Source organism: Delftia acidovorans SPH-1 (assembly GCF_000018665.1).
Lineage (GTDB): Bacteria > Pseudomonadota > Gammaproteobacteria > Burkholderiales > Burkholderiaceae_C > Comamonas > Comamonas acidovorans.
The window spans coordinates 5,576,444-5,603,368 of sequence record NC_010002.1; the positions used below are offsets into that span (position 1 = coordinate 5,576,444).

The following is a 26,925-nucleotide window of genomic DNA, read 5'->3' on the forward strand; positions in this document are numbered from 1 at the left end:
CCCGTATGATCGCCACCCCATGGGAATCGTCAAAATATCCGACCAATTGCACGACCAGATCCGCCTGTCCAGCGCGGCCCTGGGTCGATCCATCAACGCCCAGGCCGAGCATTGGCTGCGTGTCGGCCAGCTGGCCGAACACCATCCCCATCTCGACTACGCAGGCATCTGCGCCCTGCTGCTGCAAGAGGCCGCGGCCACGCTGAAGCTGGGCGAGCCCGAGGCGGCACCGGCTCCCGCCGATACGGCAGCACGCCGCCCGCGCCCCGTTCGCCTGTCGGGAGGCCTGCAATGAGGGGCGCCAAGCTGCGCAGCGTTCCGCTGCACGACGCCCTCGATATCGGGCAATCACGCAAGGCCGGTGGCCTGGCCGCCCGCGTCCTGCAGATGCTGGTGCCCCACGTGCAGCCGGGCGTCAGCACCGAGCACCTGGACAAGCTCTGCCATGACTTCATCGTCGACGAACTGCGCTGCGTGCCCACCAACGTGGGCTACCACGGCTTTCCGAAGTCGGTCTGCACCTCGCCCAACCACGTGGTCTGCCACGGCATTCCCGACGCCCGGCAGATCCTGCGCGAGGGCGACATCCTCAATGTCGATGTGGCCGTGACCACGCCCGAGGGCTGGATCGGCGACACCAGCCGCATGTACTACGTAGGCCAGCCCTCCAACCAGGCGCGCCGCCTGGTGGAGACCACCTACGAGGCCCTGCTGGCCGGCATCCGCGCCGTGCGCCCCGGCGCCACGCTGGGCGACATCGGCCATGCCATCCAGACCGTGGCCCAGCGCGAGCGCTTCAGCGTGGTGCGCGAGTACTGCGGCCACGGCATCGGCAAGGTCTACCACGACGACCCCCAGGTGCTGCATTACGGCCAGCCCGGCCAGGGCATGGTGCTGGAGGCCGGCATGATCTTCACCATCGAGCCCATGCTCAACGCCGGCAAGGCGGCCACCCGCGAACTGGCCGACGGCTGGACGGTGATCACCAACGACAAGTCGCTGTCCGCCCAGTGGGAGCACATGGTGGTGGTGACCGACACGGGCTTCGACGTGCTCACGCGCTGGCCCGAGGGCACCGGCAGCTACGCGGCCATCTGAGCATGGCGTCCAACTACCTGTACCTGGGCCTGGCCATCGTCGCCGAGGTGGCGGCCACCTCCTGCCTCAAGCAGTCCGAAGGCTTCACGCGGCTGTGGCCCAGCGTGGTCACGGTCCTGGGCTACGCGCTGGCCTTCTACTTCCTGTCGCTGACGCTGCGCACCGTGCCCACGGGCGTGGCCTATGCGATCTGGTCCGGCGCGGGCATCGTGCTGATCTCGCTGGTGGGCTGGCTCTGGCAGGGCCAGACGCTGGACCTGCCCGCGCTGGCGGGCATGGGCCTGATCGTGGCGGGCGTGCTGGTCATCCAGCTGTTTTCCAAGACCGCCGGACACTGAGCCGCTGCCCGCGCTGCGGCCCGGCCCTCAGCCCGTGATGGCCTGGACCGATCCGGCCTGCCGGCGCAGCTCGAACTTCTGGATCTTGCCCGTGCTGGTCTTGGGCAGCTCGCCAAAGACCACGGCGCGCGGCACCTTGTAGCCGGCCAGGTGCTTCTTGCAGTGGGCCACGATGTCTTCGGCCGTGGTCTGCGCGCCGGCCTTCAGCTCGATGAAGGCGCAGGGCGTCTCGCCCCATTTGGGATCGGGCTTGGCCACCACGGCGGCGGCCAGCACGGCCGGGTGGCGGTAGAGCACGTCCTCGACCTCGATGGACGAGATGTTCTCCCCGCCCGAGATGATGATGTCCTTGCTGCGGTCCTTGATCTGTATATAGCCGTCCGGATGCTGCACGGCCAGGTCGCCCGTGTGGAACCAGCCGCCGCGGAAGGCCTCGTCCGTGGCCTGCGGGTTCTTCAGGTAGCCCTTCATGGCGATGTTGCCCTGGAACATGATCTCGCCCATGGTCTGGCCGTCATGGGGCACGGGTTCCATGGTCTCCGGATCGAGCACGCTGGCCGAGCGCTGCAGGTGGTAGCGCACGCCCTGGCGGGAATTGAGGCGCGCGCGTTCGCCGATGTCCAGCGCATCCCAGGCTGCGTGCTTGGCGCAGACCGTGGCCGGGCCATAGACCTCGGTCAGGCCGTAGACATGGGTGATGTCGAAGCCCAGCTGCTCCATGCCCTCGATCATCGACGCCGGTGGCGCGGCACCCGCCACCATGGCCTTGACCCCGGCGGGCACGCCCTCCTTCATGGCGGCCGGCGCATTGACCAGCAGGCCGTGCACGATGGGCGCGCCGCAGTAATGCGTGACGCCGTGGTTGCGGATGGCGTCGAAGATGGCCTGTGCCTCCACCCGGCGCAGGCAGACATTGACCCCCGCGCGCGCCGCCACCGTCCACGGAAAGCACCAGCCGTTGCAATGGAACATGGGCAGGGTCCACAGGTAGACGGCGTGCTTGGGCATGTCCCACTCCAGCACATTGCTGATGGCATTGATGGCCGCACCCCGGTGGTGGTAGACCACGCCCTTGGGGTTGCCCGTGGTGCCGCTGGTGTAGTTCAGCGCAATGGCGTCCCACTCGTCGGCAGGCAGCTGCCAGTCGAAACCGGCATCGCCACCGGCCACGAAGTCGTCGTAGTCCAGGCTGCCCACCTGCTCGGCGGCCGGTCCGTACAGCGCGTCCTCGACCTGGATCACCAGCAGCGGCGCGCTGCGCTGGCGCAGCTTCAGCGCCTTGGCCACCACGCCCGTGAACTCCGGGTCCACGATCAGCACCTTGGCCTCGCCGTGGTCCAGCATGAAGGCAATGGTTTCCGCATCCAGCCGCGTGTTCAGCGCATTGAGCACGGCTCCGGCCATGGGCACGCCGAAATGCGCCTCCACCATGGGCGGCGTATTGGGCAGCATCACGGCCACGGTGTCGTTCTTGCCCACGCCCGCCTTGTGCAGGCTGCTGGCCAGCTGGCGGCAGCGCGCATAGGTCTCGCCCCAGTTGCGGCGCAGCGTGCCGTGGACCACGGCCAGCCGTTCGGGATAGACCTCGGCCGTGCGGGCGATGAAGCCCAAGGGGCTGAGCGGCGCATGGTTGGCGCTGTTGCGCTCCAGATGCTGGTCGTAAATGTGGGTCATCGTGGTCTCCGGTTCGCTGGGTTTTCTGGTGAGATGCCCGCCTGCCGCCGCAGGCTGGCGAAACCTGAAGATATAGCAAGACAGGCTTACACAAGCTTGATGCGCATCCACCCGGCTCGCCACCGCACAGGCCCGGATAACCAAAGCGGCATGCATGGTCTTTGCAGGGCATCACGACTTTCAGAATTTCATGGAAATTGAAAATACCTATGCAGAACAATCACTTGACCTGCCTGCAGGCGCGCCTGTGACTGTCCCCCAGGCGACTGCACAACCACAGTCCTCTATAAGACATCATTTATCAGATGACTCGGCCGCACGGCCCCGGCTTCACTCGTAGAATCGCCGCTTGGATTCGCCGGCCAGCACCGCTGGAAGGCGAACAAGGAGTTCCTAGAGGAGTCGCCTGGCAACGCTCCAGGCATCGTTGGAGACGAGCCTGCACCCCACCGGTGCAGGCTTTTTTTTTGCTTCAGCGCAGGCTCAGGGACTGGCGCTTCCAGGCCGGGTCCTGCCAGCGCTGGAACAGCGGCAGAGCCGATACATCGCCGGTCACGCGCTCGGTGGCCAGGCCGTCCAGCCGCACCACTTCGAAGCTCTTGCGGTACCGGCCCTGGCCACGGGCCTCGCGCGCCACCAGCATCAGCTGGCCGCCAGGCACCCAGCCCGCCCATTCCGCCACGCCGGTCTCCGGGGCGGTGGCGGCCGGGGGCAGCACATCGGCCAGCCAGCCGCCTTCGGTCTTGCGCAGCACCCACAGTTCGCGCCAGCCTTCCAGCGGCTGCACGGCCAGGGCCACGGCCGTGCCCTCGCGGTTGGTGCTGGCCGATGCAGCCCACACCACGCCATAGGTGCAGCGGCGCAGCAAAGGGGCCTTGGCGCCGTGCTGGGCGTCCACCAGCAGCACGCAGGTTTCGCCGGCGGCACCGGGCTCGGTCAGCAGCGTCGGGCGGGCTCCGGCAGAAGGAGCCGCAGCAGCAACAGGCGACAGCGCCCAGCGCACGGCGCTCACCCGCATGGCCGCGTCGTTGTAGGCGCTCTGGTCTTCATCGGGCAGCTCGGACTTGCTGACGCCCGTGAACTCGGCCAGCGCCCGGGCGGCCGATGCCGCCACGGCAGGGTCGGCCATGCTCTTGCGCGCCTGCTGAAAGGCCAGCGCCGCCCACACGCTGGCGCGGCGCATCTGCACGCGACCGCGCAGGTAGGGCGGCAGGCCGGTCACGTCCACGCGCTCCAGCACATCGGCCTGCCAGGCATGCATGCGGGCGCGCTCATGGGCCGGCAGATCGGGGTCCACGCATTCGGGCCGTGTCAACGCCAGGGCGGCGCGGGCGCGCTGCGGCGCGTCGGCAGCTGGCATGGCCAGCACGCGGCGGAAGAATTCGCCTTCATAGCAGACCTGCATGCGGCCTTCGACCTCATAGGTCGCAAAGCGCAGGCCGTAGCCGTTGGCCACATCCAGGTGGGCCGACAGCGTGGCACCCGAGGCCTTGCCGGGCGCAGCGGCGGAGGCGCGCCGCGCCAGCCGGTCGGCAAAGCCGCCCAGTGCGTCGAAGGCCTGCGCGCCTTCGGCGCCGGCCAGGGTCCTGGCGGGCGCGGCCTGCAGGTAGGCGGCCGCCAGGCCAATGCCCAGCGCCTCGGCACCGGGCGTGTCCTGCACGAAGCGCAGCACGGCCAGCAAGGCGGGGGCATCGGCCTCGGTCATGGCCACGCGGCGCACATCGCCGGCGCGGATGAAGCCGCCGCGCTCGCGCTTGTGGTCCCAGACCTGGAGGTAGTCCAGGCGTTCGCCCCTGATCTCCAGCACCTCGCCCTGCCACAGGCTGGCCTGCTGCTGGGCGCCATCGCGCGGCGCGGCGCGCAGGCTGGCCTGGTCCTGCACCACGATGGCGCTGCCCATGCCGGTGGCCAGCGCTGCGGCGGCCAAGGTCGATACGGTCAGCATGGCTTATTGCTCCTGAACGGCTGCGTTGGCATCTTCGGCGGCCACGGAGGCTGCGCCGGCCTGTGCATTGCGGCTGCCGCCCAGCAGGGCCGCGCCGATGAAGTCGCCATTGGTCGGCGGGGGCGCGATGATGACCTGGATCTTGTCCGAGAGCTTGTCGGCCAGCGTCTTCTGGATGAGCAACGGGTAGCGCGTGACCAGGGTGCCTTCGCGCGCCATCTGCTCGGCGTTGACCTTGCCCAGGCGGTCCATGCGGAAGGCCTCGGCCTCGGCCAGCTTCTGGCGTGCATCGGCTTCGCCGTTGGCCTCGATGCGGCGGGCCTGGGCGCTGCCCTCGGCGGCTTTCACGCGGGCCACGCGCTCGGCCTCGGCCTCCAGCTGGCGCTGCTCGATCTGGCGCTGCTTGAAGGGCAGCACATGCTTCATGGCCTCTTCCTGGGCACGCGCCGCAATCACCTGCTCGCGTGCGGCGGCTTCGGCGGCCACTTCGCGGCGCACCTTGTCGGCATTGGCGTCCAGCTCGGTTTCCTTGACGCGCTTGTCCTTGAGCTCCAGCGTGTAGCGCATCTTCTCGGAGGCCAGCTCCTCGGCCAGCAGGCTGTCCATGCCGCGGCGGTACTCGGCGGGCAGGTCCACCTTGCCGATCTGGATGCTGCGCAGCGTGACGCCGTCGGCCGCCAGGCGCGTGCGCAGTTCGGTTTCCATGATCTGGGCGATCTCGGCGCGCTTGGTCGAGAAAATCTCGCGCACGGTGTAGCGTGCGAACACCTTGTAGACCAGGCCCTGCACGGCGGGCTCCACGATGTCGCCGCCTATGTCCAGAGGCAGGTTGCCGGCCTTGACGGCGGGCGATGCGGGATCAAGCGCATAGCGCACGTTCAGGTCCAGACCCAGGGACAGGCCTTCGACCGACTGCAGGGGTGCGCTGCCATTGGCCTGGCGCATGGCCTCCGGACGGTAGCTCTGGTCGCGCAGGGAGAACACGCGCACCGTGTGCAGGCCCGGAACCACCCACACGCTGCCATCGCGCCACAGGCTGACGGAGCCCGTGAACTGGTTCAGGCGCACGCCCAGCGTGCCCTGCTCCAGGTGCTGCACGGGCGGGTTGCGCACCACCACCAGGCCGGCCGCCACCACCACGGCGCCGATGGCCAGCCAGCGCACGGTACGTGCCGTGGGCAGCAGGACTGCCCAGTCCACGGGCTGGCGGCGGGGCGCGTTGCCCGGCAGCGTGCCGGCGTCGGCTGCAGGCTCGGAGGAATCGGCAGGGCCGGCTCCGTCCAGGCGGGCGGACTTGCGGCCCGTCAGGGCCTGCATGATGCGGTTCCAGGTGGCTTTCATGGTGTTCTCTCTCTCTCGGCTGTGATGGCTGTTGTTGGCTGTTGTTGGCTGTTTCTGAGGCACCGGAAACAGGGGTGGCTCATTGAGGACCGATTGTTCGGATCCACCCCGGAAGCAACAACGCGGCGCACGGCCCAATGCGTTCACGGCGCCAGCGCAAATGCTCCGACCCCGGAAGAAAAACTCACACCCGGGCCGGCGCAGGGCCGAGATAATCCCGCGAACACCGCCACGGCGGCCTCCCCGACCCCACCACTGCACAGCCCCATGACCCGTATCGCCGTGATCGAAGACGACCTGCCCACCAGCAACCAGTTGGCGGGATGGATACGCAGTGCGCGCAGCGGCATCGTGATCGACCAGTGGTTCACGCGCGACGAGGCCGAGGCCGCCCTGGCGCGCGAGCACTACGACGCCGTGGTGCTGGACATCGAGCTGGGCCGCGAGCGCCATGCGGGCGTGGCCCTGATCAACGCCATCAACAAGCTGGGCCAGGGCACGCCGGTGCTGGTGGTGTCGGCCATGCCGGCCGCCATCTACCGCAGCATCATGAAAGCGCTGGACGCCTGGGACTACCTGCAAAAGACCACCTTCGAGGAGGCGGACTTCATCGAGACTTTCCTCGACATCCTGCGCACCACGCAGCGCGCGGCGCCCGTGGCCGCGCAGGCCGCCGCAGCGCCTGCAGGCGACGCCCTGGTGCTGGACCCGCTGTGGCAGCGCACGCCCACCTGGCGCGGCGAGCGCATCAACCTGCCGCTGACGGCCCAGCGCATCCTGGCCACGCTGCACCAGCGCAGCGGCGAAGTGGTGTCCTACGACGAGCTGTTCGAGGTGGTCAAAAGCGGCCGCAACCGCGACAACGTGCGCAAGCACGTGAGCACCATCCGCGAGGCCCTGCGCGAGGTGGACCCGGGCTTCGAAGGCATAGAGAACGTGCCCATGCGCGGCTTTCGCTGGGTGGGCCAGGCCGGCGCCGCCGTCCGCACATGAAGCGCCTGCTCAACCCCAGGCTGGAGCTGCCCCGGCTGGAAGTGCCGCGCCTGGGCCTGGCCGCATTCCGCCAGCGCATCCTGCTGCGCGGCGTGTTCGTGCTGCTGGCCGTGGCCACGGTGTCCTTGAGCGTGGTGGTTCTCAAGGACGAGAAGGAACGCGCCTGGCAGGCCTACCAGCACGGCTTTGTGCGCAGCCAGGCCGAGGTCATGGCGCGGCTGCGCCATCCTTCGGGCCGGCTGGCCCTGCTCAACGCCGGCCACCTGGGCCAGGGCGTGACGCCGCTGGCGCCGCTGCTGCTGCCCTACGCGGCCATCGACTTCGACGATCCGCAAAAGTCCCAGCAGGCCGTGGAGATGGCCGGCTGCTCGGTGCAGTATCCCGATGGCGCCTCGCTGTGCGCAGCCATCGGCAACAATCCCTACGCAGGCGGATTCATCTATCTGGTGGGCAGCTTCTTCGCAGGCGAGCTGACACCGCGCGAGCGCGGCTCGCGCGAGCCCGCCCAGGCGCACCGCGCCCGCATCACGCTGGACATGCGCGGCAGCACCTACCGCTGGATCGCGCCCTATGAGGCCATGCCGCAACAGGGCAACAAGTCCGGCAACGGCGAGCACGGCCGGCTCACCGGCTTTGTGGACAACGGCACGCCCCAGCTTGACGCCCGCGCGCGGCCCGTGCGCGATTTCCGTGGCTGGCTCTGGCAGAACGGCCATTGCCGCGACCTGCCGCCTGGCGTGCAGGGCAATGCGGGCAATGACAAGACACCCCCTGCAGCCGACTGCCTGCGCCGCACGCACTACTCCATCCGCCTGCCGGTCGAGCTGTTCCGCGAAGCCCTGTTCCGCCGGGACGTGCGCCCCGTCTGGCCGCCCGAAGACCTGGGCAGCATGCGTGTGCGCGTGGAAATGCTGGCCCCCGGGGACACGGAGCCGCCGCTGTTCGACAGCAATGCGCCGGGAGCGCAGCTTGCGGCCTCGCTCAACGACATCTCGCGCAGCCTGCTGCCGGGCGAGCGCGTGCAGATCCGCAAGGTGGGCGCCGACGAAGCCAGCGCCATCACCCTCAAGGGCGTGGATGTGCAGGCCGCGCCGTCGGCGCCCTGGCTGCTGCGCCTGATCAGCTGGCTGCCGCTGGATGCGGCCGGCGTCTCCGCCGCCACCATGACCCCGGCCGTGCCCACGGGCCAGGACATTCTGGACACGCCCACGGGCAACTACACCGTCAGCTTCACCGGCCACCCGCGCGATGTGGAGCAGGGCCTGGCCGCCGTGGCCACGCGCCTGTCCTGGTACCTGGGCGCCATGCTGGCCGCCATTGCGCTGGCCTGGCTGATCGTCGAGCTGGGGCTGATCCGCCGCGTGACCGCCCTCACCCGGCGCGCCGCCGCCGTGTCCTACAACGTGCAGGACGGCCATGTCGGCCCGCGCCTGGGCGACCTCGAAGTATCGGACCTACGTGGTTCCGACGAGTTGGGCATTCTGGCTGGCGGACTGGCCGACCTGCTGCAGCGCGTGAAGGACGACCTGCAGCGCGAGCAACTGCGCGCCCAGCAGGAACGCGACATGTGGCATGCCGTGGGCCACGAGATCATGTCGCCCCTGCAATCGCTGATGGTGCTTTATGGGCCCGACGACCCCGGCCACCGCTACGTGCAGCGCATGCAGCAGGCCGTGCATGTGCTCTACGGCACGGCATCGCCGGCCGAGGCGCTGCAGGCCGCCAACGTGCCCGAAGGCCGGCTGGACCTGGACGCCTTTCTGTCCCACGTGGCCGCCAACGCGCACTTCGCGGGCATTGCCAACGTGGTCTACGAAGGCGGGAGCGGGGAAGGGGGCGGGAACAGGGACGTCACGGGCGCCGTGATCGTGCGCGCCGACGAGTTTGCGCTGGAAGACGTGGTCACCCACATCCTGCGCAATGCCGACAGCTACCGGCCCGCGGGCACGGCCATCACGCTGTCGCTGTCGGCCTCGGAGTCCGCCGCCAGCGCCACGCTGCACAACCAGGGCGCCACCATTGCGGAGGACCTGCTGGAGCGCATCTTCGAGCTGGGCGTGTCCGCCCCCCAGGAGCCGGCGGCCGCCGGCGGCGCCGAGCACCGGGGCCAGGGCCTGTTCGTGGCCAGGACCTACATGGCCAAGATGGGCGGCACGATCAAGGCGCACAACACGCGCGATGGCGTGGCCTTCACGCTGACCTTCCAGCGCCTGGGCTGAGGGCCGGGCACCGCCGGCCAGTGCCCCCGGGGCACGGCCGGATGGCCCCGCGAAGGCACAATACGCGGGTGTCCATTCCCCAATCGTTCATCCAGGAATTGCTCTCGCGCGTCGACGTGGTCGATATCGTGGGACGCTACGTGCAGCTCAGGAAGGGCGGCGCCAACTTCATGGGCCTGTGCCCGTTCCACAGCGAGAAGTCGCCGTCCTTCACCGTCAGTCCCAGCAAGCAGTTCTATCACTGCTTTGGCTGCGGCAAGAATGGCAACGCCATCGGCTTTCTGATGGACCATGCCGGCATGGGCTTCGTCGAAGCCGTGCAGGATCTTGCCAGCCAGGTCGGCCTGCAGGTGCCGCAGGACGACATCAGCCCCGCCGAGCGCGAGCGCCAGGCCGCGCAAAAGCAGAAACAGGCCACCCTCACCGACGTGCTGGAGAAGGCAGGCGACGCCTACCGCAAGCACCTCAAGGCATCGCCCCAGGCCATCGACTACCTCAAGCGCCGCGGCGTCTCGGGCGAGACCGCCAAGCGCTTCGGCCTGGGCTACGCGCCTGCGGGCTGGCGGTCGCTGGCCAGCGTGTTCCCGCAGTACGACGATCCGCAGCTCGAAGAATCGGGCTTGGTCATCGTTGGCGAGGGCGACGACAAGCGCTACGACCGCTTCCGCGACCGGCTGATGTTTCCCATCCGCAACGTCAAGGGCGAGTGCATCGGCTTCGGCGGCCGCGTCTTCGGCGACGAGAAGCCCAAATACCTGAATTCGCCCGAAACCCCGGTCTTTCACAAGGGGCGCGAGCTCTACGGCCTCTTCGAGGCCCGCACCGCCCTGCGCGACATGGGCTATGCGCTGGTCACCGAAGGCTATATGGACGTGGTGGCCCTGGCCCAGCTGGGCTTTGCCAACGCCGTCGCCACGCTGGGCACCGCCTGCACGCCCGACCATATTCACAAACTGTTTCGATTTACCGAAGCCGTCGTCTTCAGCTTCGACGGCGATGCGGCGGGACGGCGCGCCGCGCGCAAGGCGCTTGATGCCGCCCTGCCCTATGCCAGCGACACGCGCAGCGTCAAATTCCTCTTCCTGCCCGCCGAGCACGACCCGGACAGCTTCATCCGCGAGTACGGCAGCGAAGCCTTTGCCCGCTACGTGGGCGACGCGCTGCCGCTGAGCCGCTTTCTCATCGAGGCGGCCAGCGAAGGCTGCGACCTGGGCCAGGCCGAAGGCCGCGCCCACATGGCCAGCAATGCCCGCCCGCTGTGGACGGCCCTGCCCGACGGCGCCCTCAAGCGCCAGCTGCTGGGCGAGATCGCCGAACTCGTGCAGCTGGATGCGCGCGATCTCTCGGACCTGTGGTCGCAGGAAGCCGCCCGCAGCGGCCCGGCACGGGGCTCCATGGCCGGCGGCGCCCCCCATCCAGGCCAGGCCAGCCATGCACCGGCCGCGCCCGACTGGGGCCAGCCTGTCGAATACGGCGCGCCTTCGGGCTGGCACGAGCGTGGCGGCCATGGCGGCGGCGCGGGCGGCTGGCGCAGCGGCGAGCCCGGGCGCGGCGGCAAAAAGCCCTGGCCGCGCAAGCCCTGGGACAAGAATGGCCGGGCCGATTTCAACCCGCCCCCCATGGGCCCGCGTGGCGCGCCAGCCACACGCACCGACCAGGCGGCACGCCTGCTCATGGCGCACATGGAATTCATGGAAGAACTCACCCATGAGGACTTCGAGGCACTGGCGCACTGCTCAGGCGAACATGGCGCCATGTTCCGCTGGATGGAGGCACAGTTCCAGGAATCCGGGGCCCGGCCCTTTGCCGTGCTGCGCGAGCAACTGCGCGGCCTGCCTCACGAAACGCTGGCAGACAGGCTCATGAGCGGCCCCCATGCGCATCCCGAGGGCGAACTGCCCGAGCTGCGCCGTGAGTTGCGTGATGTCCTCAATCGCATGGTCATCGTCCACATCAAGGCCCAGATCGACGAAGCCTTGCGCGACATGGCGCGGGACCCCAGCGCCGCCCAGCGCTATCGCGATCTCTTTGCCCGACAGCAGGCCCTGGAAAACCAGATGCGCACTTCCTCTTGAAATCGAGGTAAGCAGATATAATTAGGGGCTATCGGCAAGAGCGACAGCAGCACCTCCGGACCGGGCCCCGTGAAGAACTCACGTGATTGCAGCAACTGCACGGCCCAATTTCCCGCAAGGACTGCACACCAAATGTTCGCCCAGACATCTTGCCTGGAACGTTTTTCGCTTCCCTGGCGGACCTAGTCCGTCCGCGCGTGCGCCTAGGCGGCGCTTGTTTGAGTTTCCCTTTGTGTGTGTTCGCTCCTGACCGTGAGGTGTTCATGCCCGTTTCAAAGTCCGTGAAGTCCAAGCAGGCCCCCGAAGCTCCAGCGAAGCCCAAGACTTCGACAACCTCTTCAGCCCCGGCCAAGGCCGCTGCAGGACCGAAGAGCGCCGCATCTGCGGCCAAAGCAAAGAAAGATACCGACGTGGTAACCAAGTCCCAAGCCGAACTCAAAGCCATGGCCGACGAGCTGCTCGCCGCCGCGACCCCCAAGCGCGGCCGCAAGAAGGCAGCCGAAGGCGACGACGCCCCCGCCCAGACCGAAAAGAAGCCTGCCGCTGCCAAGAAGGCGCCGGCCAAGGCAGCCGCCAGCTCCACCGCCGCTGCCAAGACCCCCGCCAAGCGCGGCCGCAAGCCCAAGGCCAAGGAAGGCGGCGACGACATCGATGATGCCGACCTGTCCGATATCGATGGCGACATCGATGGCGAAGGTGAAGGCGAGTCCGAGGTCGAGACCGAAGTGGAAGTCGAGGTCGAGACCACTTCGGCCCCGGCCGAAAAGGTCAAGCCCCTGCGCATGAAGATCAGCAAGGCCAAGGAACGCGCCTTGATGAAGGAATTCGGCCTGGACGAAACCGTCCTGACCGAAGAGGAAATGTCCACCCGCCGCCAGCGCCTGAAGGCGCTGATCAAGCTGGGCAAGACGCGCGGCTACCTGACGCACAGCGAAATCAACGACCACCTGCCCGACAAGCTGGTCGATGCCGAGACGCTGGAAGTCGTGATCTCCATGCTCAACGACATGGGCGTGGCCGTCTACGAGCAGACGCCCGATGCGGAAACCCTGCTGCTGAACAACACGGGCCAGTCCGCCACTACCGAAGAGGAAGCCGAGGAAGAGGCCGAAGCCGCCCTGTCCACGGTGGACTCCGAATTCGGCCGCACCACCGACCCCGTGCGCATGTACATGCGCGAAATGGGCACGGTCGAGCTGCTGACGCGCGAAGGCGAAATCGAAATCGCCAAGCGCATCGAAGGCGGCCTGATGGACATGATGGAGGCCATCTCGGCCTCGCCTGCCACCATCGCCGAGATCCTGGCCATGTCCGAGGAAATCCGCGAAGGCAAGGTCGTCATCTCCACCATCGTCGACGGCTTCGTCAACGCCAATGAGAACGACGACTACGTGGCCGAAGAAGACTTCGACGAATACGACGAAGAGGACGACGACGACGGCAAGGGCGGCTCCAAGGCGCTGACCAAGAAGCTCGAAGAGCTCAAGAACGAGGCGCTGCGCCGCTTCGACGCCATGCGCGAGAACTTCGACAAGATGCACAAGGTGTACGACAAGGAAGGCTACGGCACGCCCACGTACATCAAGGTGCAGAAGGCCCTGACCGAAGAGCTGATGACCATCCGCTTCACGGCCAAGACCATCGAGAAGCTGTGCGACCTCGTGCGCGCCCAGGTGGATGACGTGCGCAAGAAGGAACGCGAGCTGCGCAAGATCATCGTGGACAAGTGCGGCATGCCGCAGGAGACCTTCATCGCCCAGTTCCCGCCCAACCTGCTGAACCTGCAGTGGGTGGTGCAGCAGGTCGCGGCCGGCAAGCCCTGGAGCAACGTGCTCGAGCGCAACATCCCGCCCGTGCAGGAGCTGCAGCAGAACCTGATCGACCTGCAATCGCGCGTGGTCGTGCCGCTGGACGAGCTCAAGCGCATCAACAAGCGCATGAACGATGGCGAGCGCGCCAGCCGTGACGCCAAGAAGGAGATGATCGAGGCCAACCTGCGCCTGGTGATCTCCATCGCCAAAAAGTACACGAACCGCGGCCTGCAGTTCCTGGACCTGATCCAGGAAGGCAACATCGGCCTGATGAAGGCGGTGGACAAGTTCGAATACCGTCGCGGCTACAAGTTCTCGACCTATGCCACGTGGTGGATCCGCCAAGCCATCACGCGCTCGATCGCCGACCAGGCGCGCACCATCCGCATCCCGGTGCACATGATCGAGACCATCAACAAGATGAACCGCATCTCGCGCCAGCATCTGCAGGAGTTCGGCTTCGAGCCCGATGCGTCCATCCTGGCGGCCAAGATGGAGATCCCCGAGGACAAGATCCGCAAGATCATGAAGATCGCCAAGGAGCCGATCTCCATGGAAACGCCGATCGGCGACGACGACGATTCGCACCTGGGCGACTTCATCGAGGACACCAACAACACCGCTCCCGTGGACGCCGCCATGCAGGCCGGCCTGCGCGACGTGGTCAAGGACATCCTCGACGGCCTCACCCCGCGCGAAGCCAAGGTGCTGCGCATGCGCTTCGGCATCGAAATGTCCACCGACCACACGCTGGAAGAAGTGGGCAAGCAGTTCGACGTCACGCGCGAACGCATCCGCCAGATCGAGGCCAAGGCCCTGCGCAAGCTCAAGCACCCGAGCCGCTCGGACAAGCTGCGCAGCTTCATCGACTCGCTGTAAGGCGCTGTGGATGCCGCCCCCCCGGGCCGGCAACCGCCCCCTGGAAAGCCCCGCACTCCCCTGCGGGGCTTTTTGTTTGTGGCGGGCCATCTGCCGGGCAGGGCAACGGTGGCGCGATAGACTGCCGCCTTTGTCTGCACGGGCAACAGCATGGCTCTCGAAATCGAACGCAAATACCTGGTGGCCGACCCTGGCATCGTGGCAGGCCTGACCGGCGTGCGCATGGCGCAGGGATACATCGCCGACAACGGCATGTGGGTGCGGGTGCGCATCGCCGGAGACACCGGATTTCTCACGCTCAAGGGCCCGGCACGCGGCATGAGCCGGGCCGAATTCGAATACCGGATCCCGCTGGCCGATGCCGAGACGCTGCTGGCCCAGCACTGCGCGCATGGCGCCATCGACAAGGTGCGCTACATCGTGCCGGTGGACGGCTTCGACTTCGAGGTCGATGTGTTCGAAGGCCCCCTGGCCGGCCTGGTCACGGCCGAGATCGAACTGGCGAGCGAGGATATCCAGCCGCCATCGCCCGCCTGGCTGGGCGCGGAGGTCACCACCGACCTGCGCTACAGCAATTCGCAACTGGCCAAGACCCGGCAGTTGCCTTCACCGGCCGTGCTGCCGGGTTGACGCAGGACGGCCCTGTGGACGCCCCGGGGCTATAGGGACTGACGGCCGGGACTGACTGTAGGAACTGCCTGCGCTGTGCAGCGGTTCAGCCGCGGGCCCGGTCCAGGGCCATCGTCTGCACCCGCAGTTCGCAGCCCTCGCGCAGCGGCTGCAGCCCGCCCACAGGCCGGAAGCCGTGCGCCAGGTACAGGCGCATGGCGGGAGAGTCGGCATCGGTCACACCCAGCCGCACACGCTGCATGCCCTTGTGCCAGGCCCAGGCGATGGCCTGCGCAAGCAGGGCCTGGCCCGCCCCCCGGCCACGCACGGCGGGATCGACCCACATCTGGAAAAGATCGGCCACGCCGGGCTCGGGGGCACACAGCTTGCACCAGACCAGGCCGCAGGCCTGTTCGCCGTTGACGGCGAAGAGCACCCTGTCCCTGCCCCCGGCAGCAGCGGCCTGCAGCCGTGCAGCCCAGTCCGGGTCAGCCCTTGCAGCCTCTACCGCCCAGGTGCTGCCGAAGGCGTCGGGGGCATCGCGCAAGGCACGCAGGCGGATATCGCGGTACTGCGGCCATTCATGGGGATCAACGGGGCGGATGGAGATCATGGAGCTTTCTGCGTCGGACAAAGGGGTTGGGAAAGAGAACCTCAGCCCCGGCCATGCCGGGCTGCGAGCACCGCCAGCATGCGGAAGAAGGCGGCACCAATCTCCTCCTCGCAGACGCAGGCGTACCCCAGCAGCAGGCCGCGCCGCTTGTGCGGGCCTGCGTAATAGCGCGACAGCGGCTTGACGAAGATGCCGGCCTGCCGGAGATCCTCGGCAAGCGCCACATCGTCGTCCTGGCCCGGCAGCTGCATCACGAAATGCAGGCCTGCGCTGCTTTCCACCCAGGGCAGGTGGTCGGCGCCCAGGTAGCGCTCGATCAGGGACAGCAGCATGCGGCGGCGCTTGCCGTAGAGCAGGCGCATCTTGCGGATGTGGGCGGCGTAGTGGCCTTCGGTGATCAACTCGGCAATCACCTGCTGGGGCAGTTGGTGCCCCTCGCGGTACAGCTCGGAATGGATGCGCCGCAGGGGCTCGGCCAGCGCCGGTGGCAGCACCATGTAGCCCATGCGCAGCCCCGGATAGAGGGTTTTGCTGAAGGTGCCTATGTAGATCACGGGCGCACCTTCCTCCATGCCCTGCATGCTGGGCACGGGACTGCCGAAGAAGCGGAATTCGCTGTCGTAGTCGTCCTCCACGATCCAGGCGCCCACGCGGCGCGCATAGGCAATCAGTGCACGGCGCCGGGCCATGCTCATGACGGCGCCCAAGGGATATTGGTGCGAGGGCGTGACGAAGATCAGCCGGGGCACGGGCAGGCCTTCGGGCAGTTGCATGCCCTCCTCGTCCACGGGCACGCCGTGCAGGTGCAGCCCATGCTGCATGCGCAGCACATTGGCAATGCCCCAGTAGCCGGGCTCCTCCATCCACACGCAGTCGCCGGGATCGGCAAGGCTGCGCACCACCAGGTCGATGGCCTGGTGCACGCCTTCGGTGATCAGCACCTGGCCCGGCCCGCAGTCCACCGAGCGCGCCACGCGCAGGTGCTCGGCCAGGGCCTGCTTGAGCGCGTCCACGCCGCCGCGCGTGCCGTAGGTCAGCAGTTGCGGTCCGGCGTGGCGCAGCAGGCGGTTGTGGATGCGCGCATAGGTGGCGCGCGGGAATTCGGTCACGTCGGGCACGCCGGGCATGAAGGCGCCCCATTGCTGCTCGGAGGCCTGGGCCGTTCTCAGCAGGGCCTGCGCCTGTGCAGACAGGCCGCCGCCCGGTGCGGGCGCCGCGGCGGTGGCGCGGCGTGCGGGCGCACGCCCGCCGCTCAGCAGCAAGGCCGCAGGCAGGGTGTCCACCACATGCGTGCCCCGCCCCACCTGGCTGCGCACATAGCCCTCCACCTGCAGCTGCTCGTAGGCGTGGTTGACGGTGTTGCGCGACACGCCCAGCTCGCGCGCCAGGTCACGCGAGGCAGGCAGACGGCTGCGCGGCAACAGGGCTCCGCTGTCTATGGCCTGGCGGATGGCCAGGTACAGGCCCCGGTTGAGATGGGTGCGGTCGCCGCCCAGCCCGCGCCAGTCCATCTGGAGGATGAGATCCGCGCACACGGAGGGTTTTGCCATGCCTGCCTTGGTGGAGTGAGGAGAGAGGTGGAGGCGCGCTCAATTGGCACCACCATCTTTTCAAAAGATGGCTCCAGTCATGGAACCAATGCCCACTATAACGGGAAGCCTTGCATCCCCATCAACGGAGAACCCTCTCATGTCCAGCGCCACCGCCTCTTCCCCGAACCAGCAACTCCAGAACCGGCGCAACGCCGCCATGCCGCGCGGCGTGGGCGTGATGTGCGGCTTCCATGCCGTGCAGGCCGACAATGCCCTGCTGACCGATGCCGAGGGCCGGCAGTACATCGATTTCGCGGCCGGCATTGCCGTGCTCAACACGGGCCACCGCCATCCGCGCGTGGTCCAGGCCGTGCAGCAGCAACTGGAGCGCTTCACGCACACGGCCTTCCAGATCGTTCCCTACGAAAGCGCGATTGCGCTGGCCGAGCGCATCAATGCGCTGGCGCCCATCGCCGGCCCGGCCAAGACCGCCTTCTTCACCACGGGCGCCGAGGCCGTGGAGAACGCCGTCAAGATCGCGCGCCATGCCACGGGCCGCTCGGCCGTGATCGCCTTCCAGGGCGCCTTCCATGGCCGCACCCAGCTGGGCATGGCACTGACGGGCAAGGTGGCGCCCTACAAGCAGGGCTTCGGCCCCATGCTGGGCGAAGTCTTCCACGCGCCCTTCCCCGGCGAGCAGGCGGGCGTGAGCGTGCAGCAGTCGCTGGACGCCATTGCCATGCTGCTCAAGACCTCGGTGGACCCGCAGCGCGTGGCCGCCATCATCGTGGAGCCCGTCCAGGGCGAAGGGGGCTTTCACCCCGTGCCTGCCGCCCTGTTCACCGGCCTGCGCCAGCTGTGCGACCAGCACGGCATGCTGCTGATCGCCGACGAGGTGCAGACCGGCTTCGCTCGCACGGGCAAGCTGTTCGCCATGGAGCACTACGGCGTGCAGCCCGACCTGATCACCATGGCCAAGAGCCTGGGCGGCGGCCTGCCGATCTCGGGCGTGGTGGGCCGCGCGGCCGTCATGGACGCACCCCACCCCGGCGGCCTGGGCGGCACCTATGCCGCCAACCCGCTGGCCGTGGCCGCGGCCCATGCCGTGCTCGACGTGATCGATGAAGAACGGCTGTGCGAGCGCGCCCACGCGCTGGGCAACCAGCTGCGCGCGCGCCTGCAAGCCCTGCAGGCGCAGGATGCCGGCATTGCCGACGTGCGCGGCCTGGGCTCGATGCTGGCCGTGGAGTTCCGCCTTCCCGGCAGCGGCGAGCCCGACGCGCAGCGCGTGGCCGCCGTCGTCCGGCACGCGCAGGAGCAGGGCCTGCTGCTGCTGACCTGCGGCCTGTACGGCAACGCCATCCGCTTTCTCTATCCGCTGACGATTCCACAGCCGCTGTTCGCCAGGGCCCTGGACATCATCGACAGCGCCATCACCCAGAGCGCGTCCCAGCCAGTCGCCGCCTGAATCCCCATCCCAGCCACACCCTGCCGCACCATGAGTCTTTCACTGCAACGCCCCGATCTGTTCCGCCAGGCCTGCCTGCTCGCCGAGGGCTGGCGAGCCGTGGGCTCCGGCCCCGCCATCGACGTCTTCAACCCCGCCACGGGCGATCGCCTGGGCCAGGTGCCCGCCCTGCAGGCCGGCGAGACCGAAGCCGCCATTGCCGCCGCACAGCGCGCCCTGCCCGCCTGGGCCGCGCTGACGGGCAAGCAGCGCGCCGGCATCCTGCGCCGCTGGTTCGACCTGATGCTGGCGCACCAGGACGATCTGGCGCGGCTGATGACCCTGGAGCAGGGCAAGCCCCTGGCCGATGCACGCGGCGAGATCGCCTACGCGGCCTCCTTCATCGAATGGTTTGCCGAGGAAGGCAAGCGCGTGGACGGAGAACTGCTGCAGTCGCCCACGGCCGGCCAGCAACTGCTCACGCTGCGCGAGCCCATTGGCGTGTGCGCCGCCATCACGCCCTGGAACTTTCCGGCCGCCATGATCACGCGCAAGGCCGGCCCGGCGCTGGCCGCCGGCTGCACCATGCTGGTCAAGCCGGCCGAAAGCACGCCCTTCACCGCCCTGGCCCTGGGCGTGCTGGCCGAGGAGGCCGGCATTCCCGCCGGCGTCTTCCAGGTGCTGACCGGCCACCCGCAGGACATCGGCCAGGCACTGACCCAAAGCCCCGTGGTGCGCAAGCTCAGCTTCACGGGCTCCACGGCCACCGGGCGGCTGCTGATGCGCCAGTGCAGCGACACGGTCAAGAAGCTGTCGCTGGAGCTGGGCGGCAATGCGCCGTTGATCGTGTTCGACGATGCCGATATCGACCAGGCCGTGGCCGGCATCCTGGCCTCCAAGTTCCGCAACGCGGGCCAGACCTGCGTATGCGCCAACCGCATCTATGTGCACGACCGCATCCATGACGAACTGGCCCGCCGCCTGGCGCGGGCCATGGCGGAGTTCAAGGTCGGCAACGGCCTGGAGCCCGGCGTGACGCATGGCCCGCTGATCAACGAGGCCGCCGTGCAGAAGGTGGAAAGCCATGTGGCCGACGCGCTGTCCAAGGGCGCACGCCTGCTGGCCGGTGGCAGGCGCCCGGTGCCGGGCAAGCTGTTCTTCGAGCCCACGCTGCTGGCCGATGTGAACGACAGCATGCGGGTCTGCGAGGAAGAGACCTTCGGCCCGCTGGCGCCGCTGTTCCGTTTCCACGACGAGGACGAAGTGGTGCGCCGCGCCAACGACACCATCTACGGCCTGGCCGCCTATCTGTTCACCAACGACAACCGCCGCATCTGGCGCGTATCGCGTGCGCTGGAGTACGGCATGGTGGGCATCAACACCGGCCTGATCTCCAACGAGGTCGCGCCCTTCGGCGGCGTCAAGCAGTCCGGCCTGGGCCGCGAGGGCTCGCGCCACGGCATCGAGGAATACCTGGAAACCAAGTACCTGTGCCTGCAGACGGCATGAGCACGGCCTGAAGTCCGCAGTGCCCCCCGGCAGGGAAGACAGCATGGGCCCTTGACGGCAGCCTGGCTAGACTGGGCGCCATCAAAGGCCTATCCGATTCGCACCATGGACGCTTCTTCCGCCAGCCCCTCCTCCCCCACCGCGCCGCTGCGCATCGCCGTCATGGGCGCAGGCGCCGTGGGCTGCTATTTCGGCGCACTGCTGGCACGCGCCGGCCACCAGGTCACGCTGATTGGCCGTCCCGCCCATGTGCAGGCCGTGCAGCAGCATGGCCTGCGGCTGGAGACGGCGGCGCTGGACATCCAGGTACCCATGCAGGCATCGACCGAGGCCAGCGCCGTGCGCGATGCCGATGTGGTGATGTTCTGCGTCAAGTCCACGGCCACCGAGGAAGCGGCCCGCGAGATGCAGCCGCACCTGGCGCCGGGCGCCCTGGTGCTGACCATGCAAAACGGCGTGGACAACGACGAGCGCGTGCGCGCCGTGCTGGGCCCGTCCGTTTCCGTGGCGGCCGCCGTGGTCTATGTGGCCACGGCCATGGCCGGTCCCGGCCATGTGCGCCACTTCGGGCGTGGCGAGCTGGTCATCGCGCCCTCTGCACTCAGCGAACAGGTGGCCCGGCAATTTGGCGCGGCGGGCATTGCCGTGCAGGTATCGCCCGATGTGCGCGGCGCGCTGTGGGCCAAGCTGGTGATCAACTGCGCCTACAACGCGCTGTCGGCGCTGTGCCAGCTGCCCTACGGCCCGCTGGTGCAGGCGCCCGGCGTGGCGCACGTGGTGGACGACGTGGTGGCCGAATGCCTGGCCGTGGCAAGGGCCGACGGCGTAGCCCTGCCCGGCGACGTGCCCGCTGCCGTGCGCGGCCTGCCGGCCACCATGCCGGGCCAGTTCTCGTCCACCGCCCAGGATCTGGCGCTGGGCAAGCCCAGCGAAATCGACCACCTGAACGGCTACGTGGTGCGCCGCGGCGAGGCCCTGGGCGTGCCCGTGCCGCTGAACCGCACGCTGCAGGTGCTGGTCAGGCTGGCCCCGTCACGCGTGCAGGCCAGCCAGGCGCCCCGGAACCCGCCTCAGAACTCGTAGTTGGCGGACACCCACAGGCGGCGGCCTTCCTGGCTGTTCGCGTAGCGGTTGCCAAACAGCAGGGCTCCCTGGACCTGGCCCGGTACGTTGTAGGGCTGGTAGTCCACGAAACCCTTGTTGAACAGGTTGTAGATGGCCGCGTTGATGGTGAACTGCTTGCTCACGCGGTAGCTGCCACCCAGGTGGAACTGCGTGTAGGGCTTGTAGTTGCCCAGCGCGGCCTTGGCGGCCTGGGTGCTGGCGCTGGTGCCGGGGTCGCGGAAGCGTTCGCTGCGGTATTCGGCACGCAGCCACAGGTTCCACTGGGCACCCGGCTCCCAGTTCAGGCGGGCGTTGAGCGCATGCTTGGGCGTGTCGCTCAGCGGGTTGCCCCGGTTGGGGCCGCTCTTTTGCTCGCTCTTGGTGAAGGTGTAGTTCGCGCTGGCATTCCAGCCGCGCCCCAGCGGCATGCGCGCGCTCAGCTCCAGCCCGCGCGTGACGGCCTCGTCCACGTTGATGGACTGGCCGAAGGCATCCACCAGGGGCCAGTTGCCGAAGCTCACGCAGCCGGGCCGGTTGGGCGCTGCCGCGAAGTCGCAGTTGATCAGGCCCGGGCCGCTGGTGATCTTGTCCTTGAACTCGTTGTTGAACACCGTGGCGCTGCCTGCAAAGCCCGTGGGGCTGTCGAAATAGACGCCCAGTTCGGTGGTGCGGCTGGTTTCGGGTTTGAGGTTGGGGCTGCCCACCAGCGGCAGGCGGCCCTGCTGGCCAAAGCCGTTGATACCGGGCGCCAGCTGTTCCACGCGCGGCGTCTTGTAGCCGTTGCTGATGCCGCCCTTCACGGTCCACTGCGGCGCGGCATTCCACACGCCGTAGATGCGCGGGCTGAGCTTGCCGCCGAAGAGGCTGTGGCGGTCATAGCGCGCGCCCAGCGTGAGCTTGAAGGCGTCGGTCAGGCTCCATTCGTCCTCGGCAAACAGGGCCTTCTGCGTGAAGGCGAACTTGTTCGGCGCCACGCCGTCCTTCATCTCGGCATCCCACCACTGGCCGCCCAGCGTGGTCAGGTGGGCGCCCCAGGGCAGGACCAGCTTGCTGTCCAGCACCTTGCTTTCCACCTCCAGCGTGCGCGCAGCGCCCGGTGTCGCGCCCGGCGTTCCCGGGGGAATGGTGCGGCCCATGGTTTCGGTGCGGTTGACCATGAAGCTGGTGTCCCAGGTTCCGAAGCCGAAGCGGCCCGTGTGCGCCAGCGTGAGCTGGTCGCGGTTGTATTTCTGTTCGGGGCCGTAGCCGCCCTGCAGCCCCAGCGTGCCGAGCTGGCCGCGCGAGTTGTCATAGGTCTGGCGGCCCGAGTCCAGGTCCAGCGTGATGTCGTGGTACCTGTTGGGCGTGAGCGCCAGGCGAAGGCCCAGGTTGTTGATCTCGGACTTGACCGGATTGGCGCCCATGATGGCCACGGCGGGCTGGCCGTTGGCGCCCGCATAGGTGATGTCCGAAGCGGCCCGGCGCTGCGTGCTGCCGCGGATCGACAGGCCCAGCAGGTCCTCCTTGATGGGGCCGCTCAGGTAGAACTTGCCGGATTTGATGTCGCCGAACTCCGACTCTTCCTGCAGCGTGTAGTCGGCGCTGACGCTGCCCGTCCAGGTCTTGCCGACCTTGCGGGTGATGATGTTGATCACGCCGCCCATGGCGTCGGAGCCGTAGAGCGTGGACATGGGGCCGCGGATGACCTCGATGCGCTCGATGGCGCCGATGGGCGGCATGAAGCTGGTCTGCGTCTCGCCAAAGCCGTTGGGCGTGACGTTGCCGGCCGAGTTCTGGCGGCGGCCGTCGATGAGCACCAGCGTGTAGTCGCTGGGCATGCCGCGGATGCTGATGTTCAGGCCGCCGGTCTTGCCTGCGGGGGCGCCCACGTCGATGCCTTCCACGCTTTCCAGCGCGTCGGTCAGGCTGCCGAAGCGGCCCTTGGCCAGTTCCTCACGCGGTATGACGGTGATGGAGGCCGGCGCCTCCTTGATGTCCTGCTCGAAACCCGAGGCGGAGACCACGACTTCGCGCAGCTCCGTGGCGGGCACGGCATTGCCTGTTGCCGTCTGTGCACAGACGGCACCCGAAGCGCAGACGGCAGCCACCACAAGGGCCAGATGGGAAGGACGCGACGGAAGAACTCCGCGCAGATCGCGATACGACATGCAAACACTCCAGAAACGGAAAACGGGCTGTGGGGCCCGTGAAACTCGCTTTGAAATGATTGGTTATGCGATGGGATGGGGATATGTAACGAAATTATATGAACATTGAGAATCATTTCCATTCTCATGAGCACAATAGGATTTATCTGTCGTGCCGATGCTACGTTCCTAGGAGCAAACCGGGCCCATCTTTGCGCTGGCGCAAGCGGCGTTCAGTACACATCGCGCCGGTATCGGCCGCTGCACACCAGCAGCTCCATCTGCGCCTCGCCCAGCACGGCGTGCAGCGCCTGGTCCACGCCCTGGGCCATGCCCTGCAGGCTGCCGCACACGTAGATGGCTGCGCCCTGCGCCACCCATTGGCGCAAGACATCGCCGGACTGCGCCAGCAGGTCCTGCACATAGGCGCGCGGCGCGCCTTCGCTGCGGTCGCGCGAGAAGGCCAGGTCCAGGCGCTGCAGCACGCCACCATCGCACCATGCCTGAAGCTCGTCGCCGTACAGCCGGTCGTGCGCCGCATTGCGCTCGCCGAACAGCAGCCAGTTGGGACCCAGGCCCGCCGCAGCACGCGCGCGCAGGTGGCTGCGCAGGCCGGCCAGGCCCGTGCCGTTGCCGATCAGCACCAGCGGGCGCTGCAGGTTGTCTTCCAGCCGGAAATTGCGGTGCGCACGCAGCCTCAGGGTGATGGCTGCACCCAGGGGCGCGCCCTGCGTGAGCCAGCCCGAGGCCAGGCCCGGCGAGCCATCCTCGCGCCGCGCCTGGCGCACCAGCAGGTGCACGCAGCCATCCTGGGCGATGGAGGCGATGGAGTACTCGCGCGGATGCTGCGGGTCCGCAGGAATGCAGACCTGCGCCAGGTCGCCGGACTCCCACAGCGCCGGCTCCGTTGCAGGGGGCTGCAGCTCGATGTGGAACACCGGCTCGCCTGCGCTGCGCGGGTTCATGTGCCGGCGCGCGGCCAGCGTCCATTCGCTGAAGACCGGCTGCTCCCATGCCGGCATGTCGCCCAGGCTGCTGATCTGGGTCAGCTGGTGCTGCCAGGCGGTCAGCGCCTGCGGCGCGCCGTTGTCCATTTCAATGCGCTCGAACCAGGGCCTGGCGCCACCGGCACGCAGCCAGCTGTCCAGCGCGCGGCCATAGCCGCAGAACTGCGCATACTGCCGGTCGCCCAGCGCCAGCAGGCCGTATTGCAGATGGGACAGGTCCTGCGCCTGCGCCATGGCATGCGCCAGGAACAGCGCCGCGTTGTCGGGCGGGTCGCCCTCGCCATAGGTGCTGGCGATGAACAGCGCCCTTTGCGTGCGCGCCAGCAGGTCGGCATCCACAGCGTCCAGGGCGCACAGGTGCACGCTTTCTCCGGCCGTGTGCAGCAGCCGGGCGGTTTCGCGCGCCAGTTCCTCGGCCTGGCCGGTCTGGCTGGCATAGGCCACAAGCAGGGGCAGCGCGCCCTCGCGTGCGCTGGTCAGCGCAGCCGCTTCCTGCCGGGCCCGCATGCGCTGGCGGCGCTCGCGCCACCAAATGGCGGCGCACATGGCCGCATAGAGCAGGACCAGCACGGCGGCCGCGAGTACGCGCAGCCCGGTTTCGGACAAGGTCATGGCGGGGACCGGAAATCTACACGGCGGAAAAAGTGAAGGAAACGCTCACGGCAGCAGCGCGGCAAAAGCCGTTGTCATCGCCATGGCAGGGCCTTGCGCAGTGCGCTCGCACAGCAGCGCCGCCACGCCGCGCTGCTCGGCAAAGTCCAGGCCCTCGCGCGGCCCCAGCACGGTGAGCACGGTGGCCAGGGCGTCGGCCTGCATGCATTCGGCATGCAGCACGGTGACGCTGGTCAGGCCATGCGCCACGGGCTCGCCGCTGCGCGGGTCGATGGTGTGGGAGTAGCGGCGCCCGCCCTGCTCGAAGGCATGCCAGTGGTCGCCCGAGGTGGCGATGGCCATGTCGCGCAGCGGCAGCGCCAGCGGGGTGGACTGGTCCGCCATGCTGGCCACGGCCACGCGCCAGGGCTGGTTGCCAGGGCGCTGACCGCAGGCCCGCAGCTCGCCGCCCACCTCGACGAGGAAATCGGTATGGCCCAGCGCCTGCAGGCGCTCGGCGACCAGGTCCACCGAATAGCCTTTGGCGATGCCGCTGAAGTCCACATGTACGGCGCCGGGCTGCAGCGCGCGCCGGCCTGCCAGGTCCAGCACGATGTGCTGGTAGCCCACGCGCTCGCGCGCCCGCCGCAGCGCATAGGCATCGGGGATGCCGGCGCCCTGCTCCTTTTCCGCACGCGGGCCGAAGCCCCACAGATCGACCAGCGGCCCCACGGTAGGGTCCCAGGCGCCGCCGCTGGCCTGTGCCCAATCGAGTGCACAGGCCAGCACGGTGAAGAATTCGGGCGGCAGTGCATGCCAGCTGCCGGGCTCGGCGCGGTTGAAGCGCGAGATGTCGGAGCCGGCTTCCCAGTTGCTCATCTGGCGCACGACCAGGGCCAGCGCAGCCTCTATGGCCTGGCGCGCCTCATCGAGCGGGCGGAAATCCGGGTTGTGCAGACGCACGCTCCAGGTCGTGCCCATGGCCTCGCCGGTGAGCGTTTGCAACGCGGCCGGATCTGACCGCCGCACCGCCTGCGGCGCGTAGCCGGAGACGGCAAAGGACGCCACGCCTGTGGACACAGGCGCCGCAAGGCCCCGGCCTGCGCTGCCCTGCAACAGGGCGGGCGCGAAGCTCACGCGCACGGGCGCGGGCACAGACGGAGCCCCGGGTGGGGACGCAAGGCTCAGGGCAGCACCTCGAACGTGCCCACGTAGGACAGGCGGCGCTCCTTGGCCTGGGGCAGCGATGTCTTGCTGTCCTGCGCGTCGGCATCCACCCAGTACATGCCGGCGGTGGGCCAGGTCACGCTGAACTCGCCCTTGGCGTCGGTCGTGGCCTTGATCTCGCCCTTGTTGTCGCGGTAGCGCGTGGCGCCGGGCACCAGCACGACTTCCAGGTTGGCGGCGGGCTTGCCGTCCACATGGAAGGCGAAGGTGGCCTTCTCGCCCTTGACCAGGTCGTTGGGATGGGTCACGGGCACCAGCTCCAGCCCCTTGCCGGAAGGCTTGACGGCGCTGGGCTTGCCCACGGTCACGAAGGTCTCGATGCGGCCCACGGACTGGGTCACCTTCAGGTCCTGCGCGTCGGCGGGCACATCGGCGGCGAACTTCTCGGGCGAGCCGCGCCAGCGGCGGTTCTGGCCCGTGGCCTTGTCCTTCCAGGAGGCAAACAGGCCGTCGTTGACGATGGCCAGGCGGTAGGTGCCGCTTTGCTGCAGGTCCAGGTCGAACACGCTGCGCAGCTTGCCGCGATGGGCATTCTGCGGCGCGACGGCCGAGCCGTCCGGCGCCGAGACAACGAGGTTGTCCAGGCCCAGCGGCACGTGGTTGAAGAAGAACAGGTCGTTGGAGACAGCGGCATCCACCGTGATCCATTCGGCCTTGGACAGCACCGTGGTCGAGGGCAGCAGCCACAGGTTGTGGGCCTGGGCGGCCTGGAAGGCGCCGCAGGCAATGGCGAGGCTGGCAGCCAGACGGACGGCAAAGCGGGTCTTGGACTTCATGAAAAATCTCC

At 68.4% G+C, this 26,925-nt stretch carries 20 protein-coding genes; 11 read left to right on the forward strand and 9 right to left on the reverse strand.

Features of this window, described 5'->3' with window-relative positions; all coding sequences use genetic code 11:
* The first annotated feature begins 19 nt into the window (after positions 1-19).
* Genes DACI_RS25460 through DACI_RS25470 form a run of 3 tightly spaced genes read left to right on the forward strand, consistent with a single transcriptional unit; the run spans position 20 to position 1,436 of the window.
* The gene (locus DACI_RS25460) at positions 20-295 is read left to right on the forward strand and encodes a ParD-like family protein (RefSeq protein WP_012206835.1); all 276 of its coding nucleotides are present in this window, start codon (positions 20-22) and stop codon (positions 293-295) included.
* Positions 292-1,098, forward strand: coding sequence for a type I methionyl aminopeptidase (map, locus tag DACI_RS25465; RefSeq protein WP_012206836.1), 807 nt, complete (start codon positions 292-294; stop codon positions 1,096-1,098). The genes DACI_RS25460 and map overlap by 4 nt, the downstream gene beginning before the upstream one ends.
* Positions 1,099-1,100: 2 nt before the next feature.
* Complete coding sequence (locus DACI_RS25470; RefSeq protein ID WP_012206837.1) at positions 1,101-1,436, forward strand: SMR family transporter; 336 nt, start codon at positions 1,101-1,103, stop codon at positions 1,434-1,436.
* A 27-nt stretch (positions 1,437-1,463) separates the two neighbouring features.
* Here the strand turns inward: DACI_RS25470 and DACI_RS25475 are convergent, their stop codons facing one another.
* The 3 genes from DACI_RS25475 to DACI_RS25485 form a co-directional block, all read right to left on the reverse strand.
* Positions 1,464-3,110, reverse strand: coding sequence for an acyl-CoA synthetase (locus tag DACI_RS25475; protein WP_012206838.1), 1,647 nt, complete (start codon positions 3,108-3,110; stop codon positions 1,464-1,466).
* Between the two features lie 472 nt (positions 3,111-3,582).
* Positions 3,583-5,055, reverse strand: a complete 1,473-nt coding sequence (locus DACI_RS25480; protein WP_012206839.1) for a hypothetical protein — start codon at positions 5,053-5,055, stop codon at positions 3,583-3,585.
* Between the two features lie 3 nt (positions 5,056-5,058).
* Positions 5,059-6,396 (reverse strand): SPFH domain-containing protein, encoded by a 1,338-nt coding sequence (locus tag DACI_RS25485; protein ID WP_043782599.1) that lies wholly within the window; start codon positions 6,394-6,396, stop codon positions 5,059-5,061.
* A 267-nt stretch (positions 6,397-6,663) separates the two neighbouring features.
* Between DACI_RS25485 and DACI_RS25490 the strand changes: the two genes are divergently transcribed.
* The 5 genes from DACI_RS25490 to DACI_RS25510 all read left to right on the forward strand — a co-directional run bounded on the left by DACI_RS25490 (position 6,664) and on the right by DACI_RS25510 (position 15,003).
* Entirely contained in the window at positions 6,664-7,389 is a 726-nt protein-coding gene (locus DACI_RS25490; protein ID WP_012206841.1) for a response regulator transcription factor, read from the forward strand.
* Complete coding sequence (locus DACI_RS25495) at positions 7,386-9,608, forward strand: sensor histidine kinase (RefSeq protein ID WP_012206842.1); 2,223 nt, start codon at positions 7,386-7,388, stop codon at positions 9,606-9,608. Before DACI_RS25490 ends, DACI_RS25495 begins: the two co-directional genes overlap by 4 nt.
* Positions 9,609-9,649: 41 nt before the next feature.
* Positions 9,650-11,683, forward strand: a complete 2,034-nt coding sequence (gene dnaG / locus DACI_RS25500; protein WP_012206843.1) for a DNA primase — start codon at positions 9,650-9,652, stop codon at positions 11,681-11,683.
* A 263-nt stretch (positions 11,684-11,946) separates the two neighbouring features.
* A complete protein-coding gene (gene rpoD / locus DACI_RS25505) occupies positions 11,947-14,373 on the forward strand; it encodes an RNA polymerase sigma factor RpoD (protein WP_012206844.1) in 2,427 nt (808 codons plus the stop codon).
* A gap of 150 nt (positions 14,374-14,523) precedes the next feature.
* Positions 14,524-15,003, forward strand: coding sequence for a CYTH domain-containing protein (locus DACI_RS25510; RefSeq protein ID WP_012206845.1), 480 nt, complete (start codon positions 14,524-14,526; stop codon positions 15,001-15,003).
* An 85-nt stretch (positions 15,004-15,088) separates the two neighbouring features.
* On the opposite strand, the gene DACI_RS25515 is transcribed toward DACI_RS25510, so the two are convergent.
* Both DACI_RS25515 and pdxR read right to left on the reverse strand, forming a co-directional pair.
* Positions 15,089-15,595 carry a GNAT family N-acetyltransferase gene (locus DACI_RS25515; RefSeq protein ID WP_043782603.1) on the reverse strand — a complete coding sequence of 169 codons (507 nt, stop codon included), beginning with the start codon at positions 15,593-15,595 and terminating at the stop codon, positions 15,089-15,091.
* A gap of 41 nt (positions 15,596-15,636) precedes the next feature.
* Positions 15,637-17,145, reverse strand: a complete 1,509-nt coding sequence (gene pdxR / locus DACI_RS25520; RefSeq protein WP_012206847.1) for a MocR-like pyridoxine biosynthesis transcription factor PdxR — start codon at positions 17,143-17,145, stop codon at positions 15,637-15,639.
* A 139-nt stretch (positions 17,146-17,284) separates the two neighbouring features.
* Between pdxR and gabT the strand changes: the two genes are divergently transcribed.
* The 3 genes from gabT (at position 17,285) to DACI_RS25535 (ending at position 21,166) form a co-directional block, all read left to right on the forward strand.
* On the forward strand, positions 17,285-18,595 hold the full coding sequence (gene gabT, locus DACI_RS25525) for a 4-aminobutyrate--2-oxoglutarate transaminase (RefSeq protein ID WP_012206848.1): 1,311 nt from the start codon (positions 17,285-17,287) through the stop codon (positions 18,593-18,595).
* 30 nt (positions 18,596-18,625) lie between these two features.
* Positions 18,626-20,083 (forward strand): NAD-dependent succinate-semialdehyde dehydrogenase, encoded by a 1,458-nt coding sequence (locus DACI_RS25530; protein ID WP_012206849.1) that lies wholly within the window; start codon positions 18,626-18,628, stop codon positions 20,081-20,083.
* Positions 20,084-20,188: 105 nt separating this feature from the next.
* Entirely contained in the window at positions 20,189-21,166 is a 978-nt protein-coding gene (locus DACI_RS25535) for a ketopantoate reductase family protein (RefSeq protein ID WP_012206850.1), read from the forward strand.
* Here the strand turns inward: DACI_RS25535 and DACI_RS25540 are convergent.
* The 4 genes from DACI_RS25540 to DACI_RS25555 form a co-directional block, all read right to left on the reverse strand.
* Entirely contained in the window at positions 21,154-23,334 is a 2,181-nt protein-coding gene (locus DACI_RS25540; RefSeq protein WP_012206851.1) for a TonB-dependent receptor domain-containing protein, read from the reverse strand. The two genes, DACI_RS25535 and DACI_RS25540, sit on opposite strands and share 13 nt — an antisense overlap.
* Before the next feature lie 212 nt (positions 23,335-23,546).
* A complete protein-coding gene (locus tag DACI_RS25545) occupies positions 23,547-24,932 on the reverse strand; it encodes a sulfite reductase subunit alpha (protein ID WP_012206852.1) in 1,386 nt (461 codons plus the stop codon).
* Between the two features lie 45 nt (positions 24,933-24,977).
* The gene (locus tag DACI_RS25550) at positions 24,978-26,054 is read right to left on the reverse strand and encodes an FAD:protein FMN transferase (protein ID WP_043783652.1); all 1,077 of its coding nucleotides are present in this window, start codon (positions 26,052-26,054) and stop codon (positions 24,978-24,980) included.
* A 41-nt stretch (positions 26,055-26,095) separates the two neighbouring features.
* Positions 26,096-26,914, reverse strand: coding sequence for a DUF4198 domain-containing protein (locus DACI_RS25555; RefSeq protein ID WP_012206854.1), 819 nt, complete (start codon positions 26,912-26,914; stop codon positions 26,096-26,098).
* Positions 26,915-26,925: the final 11 nt, after the last annotated feature.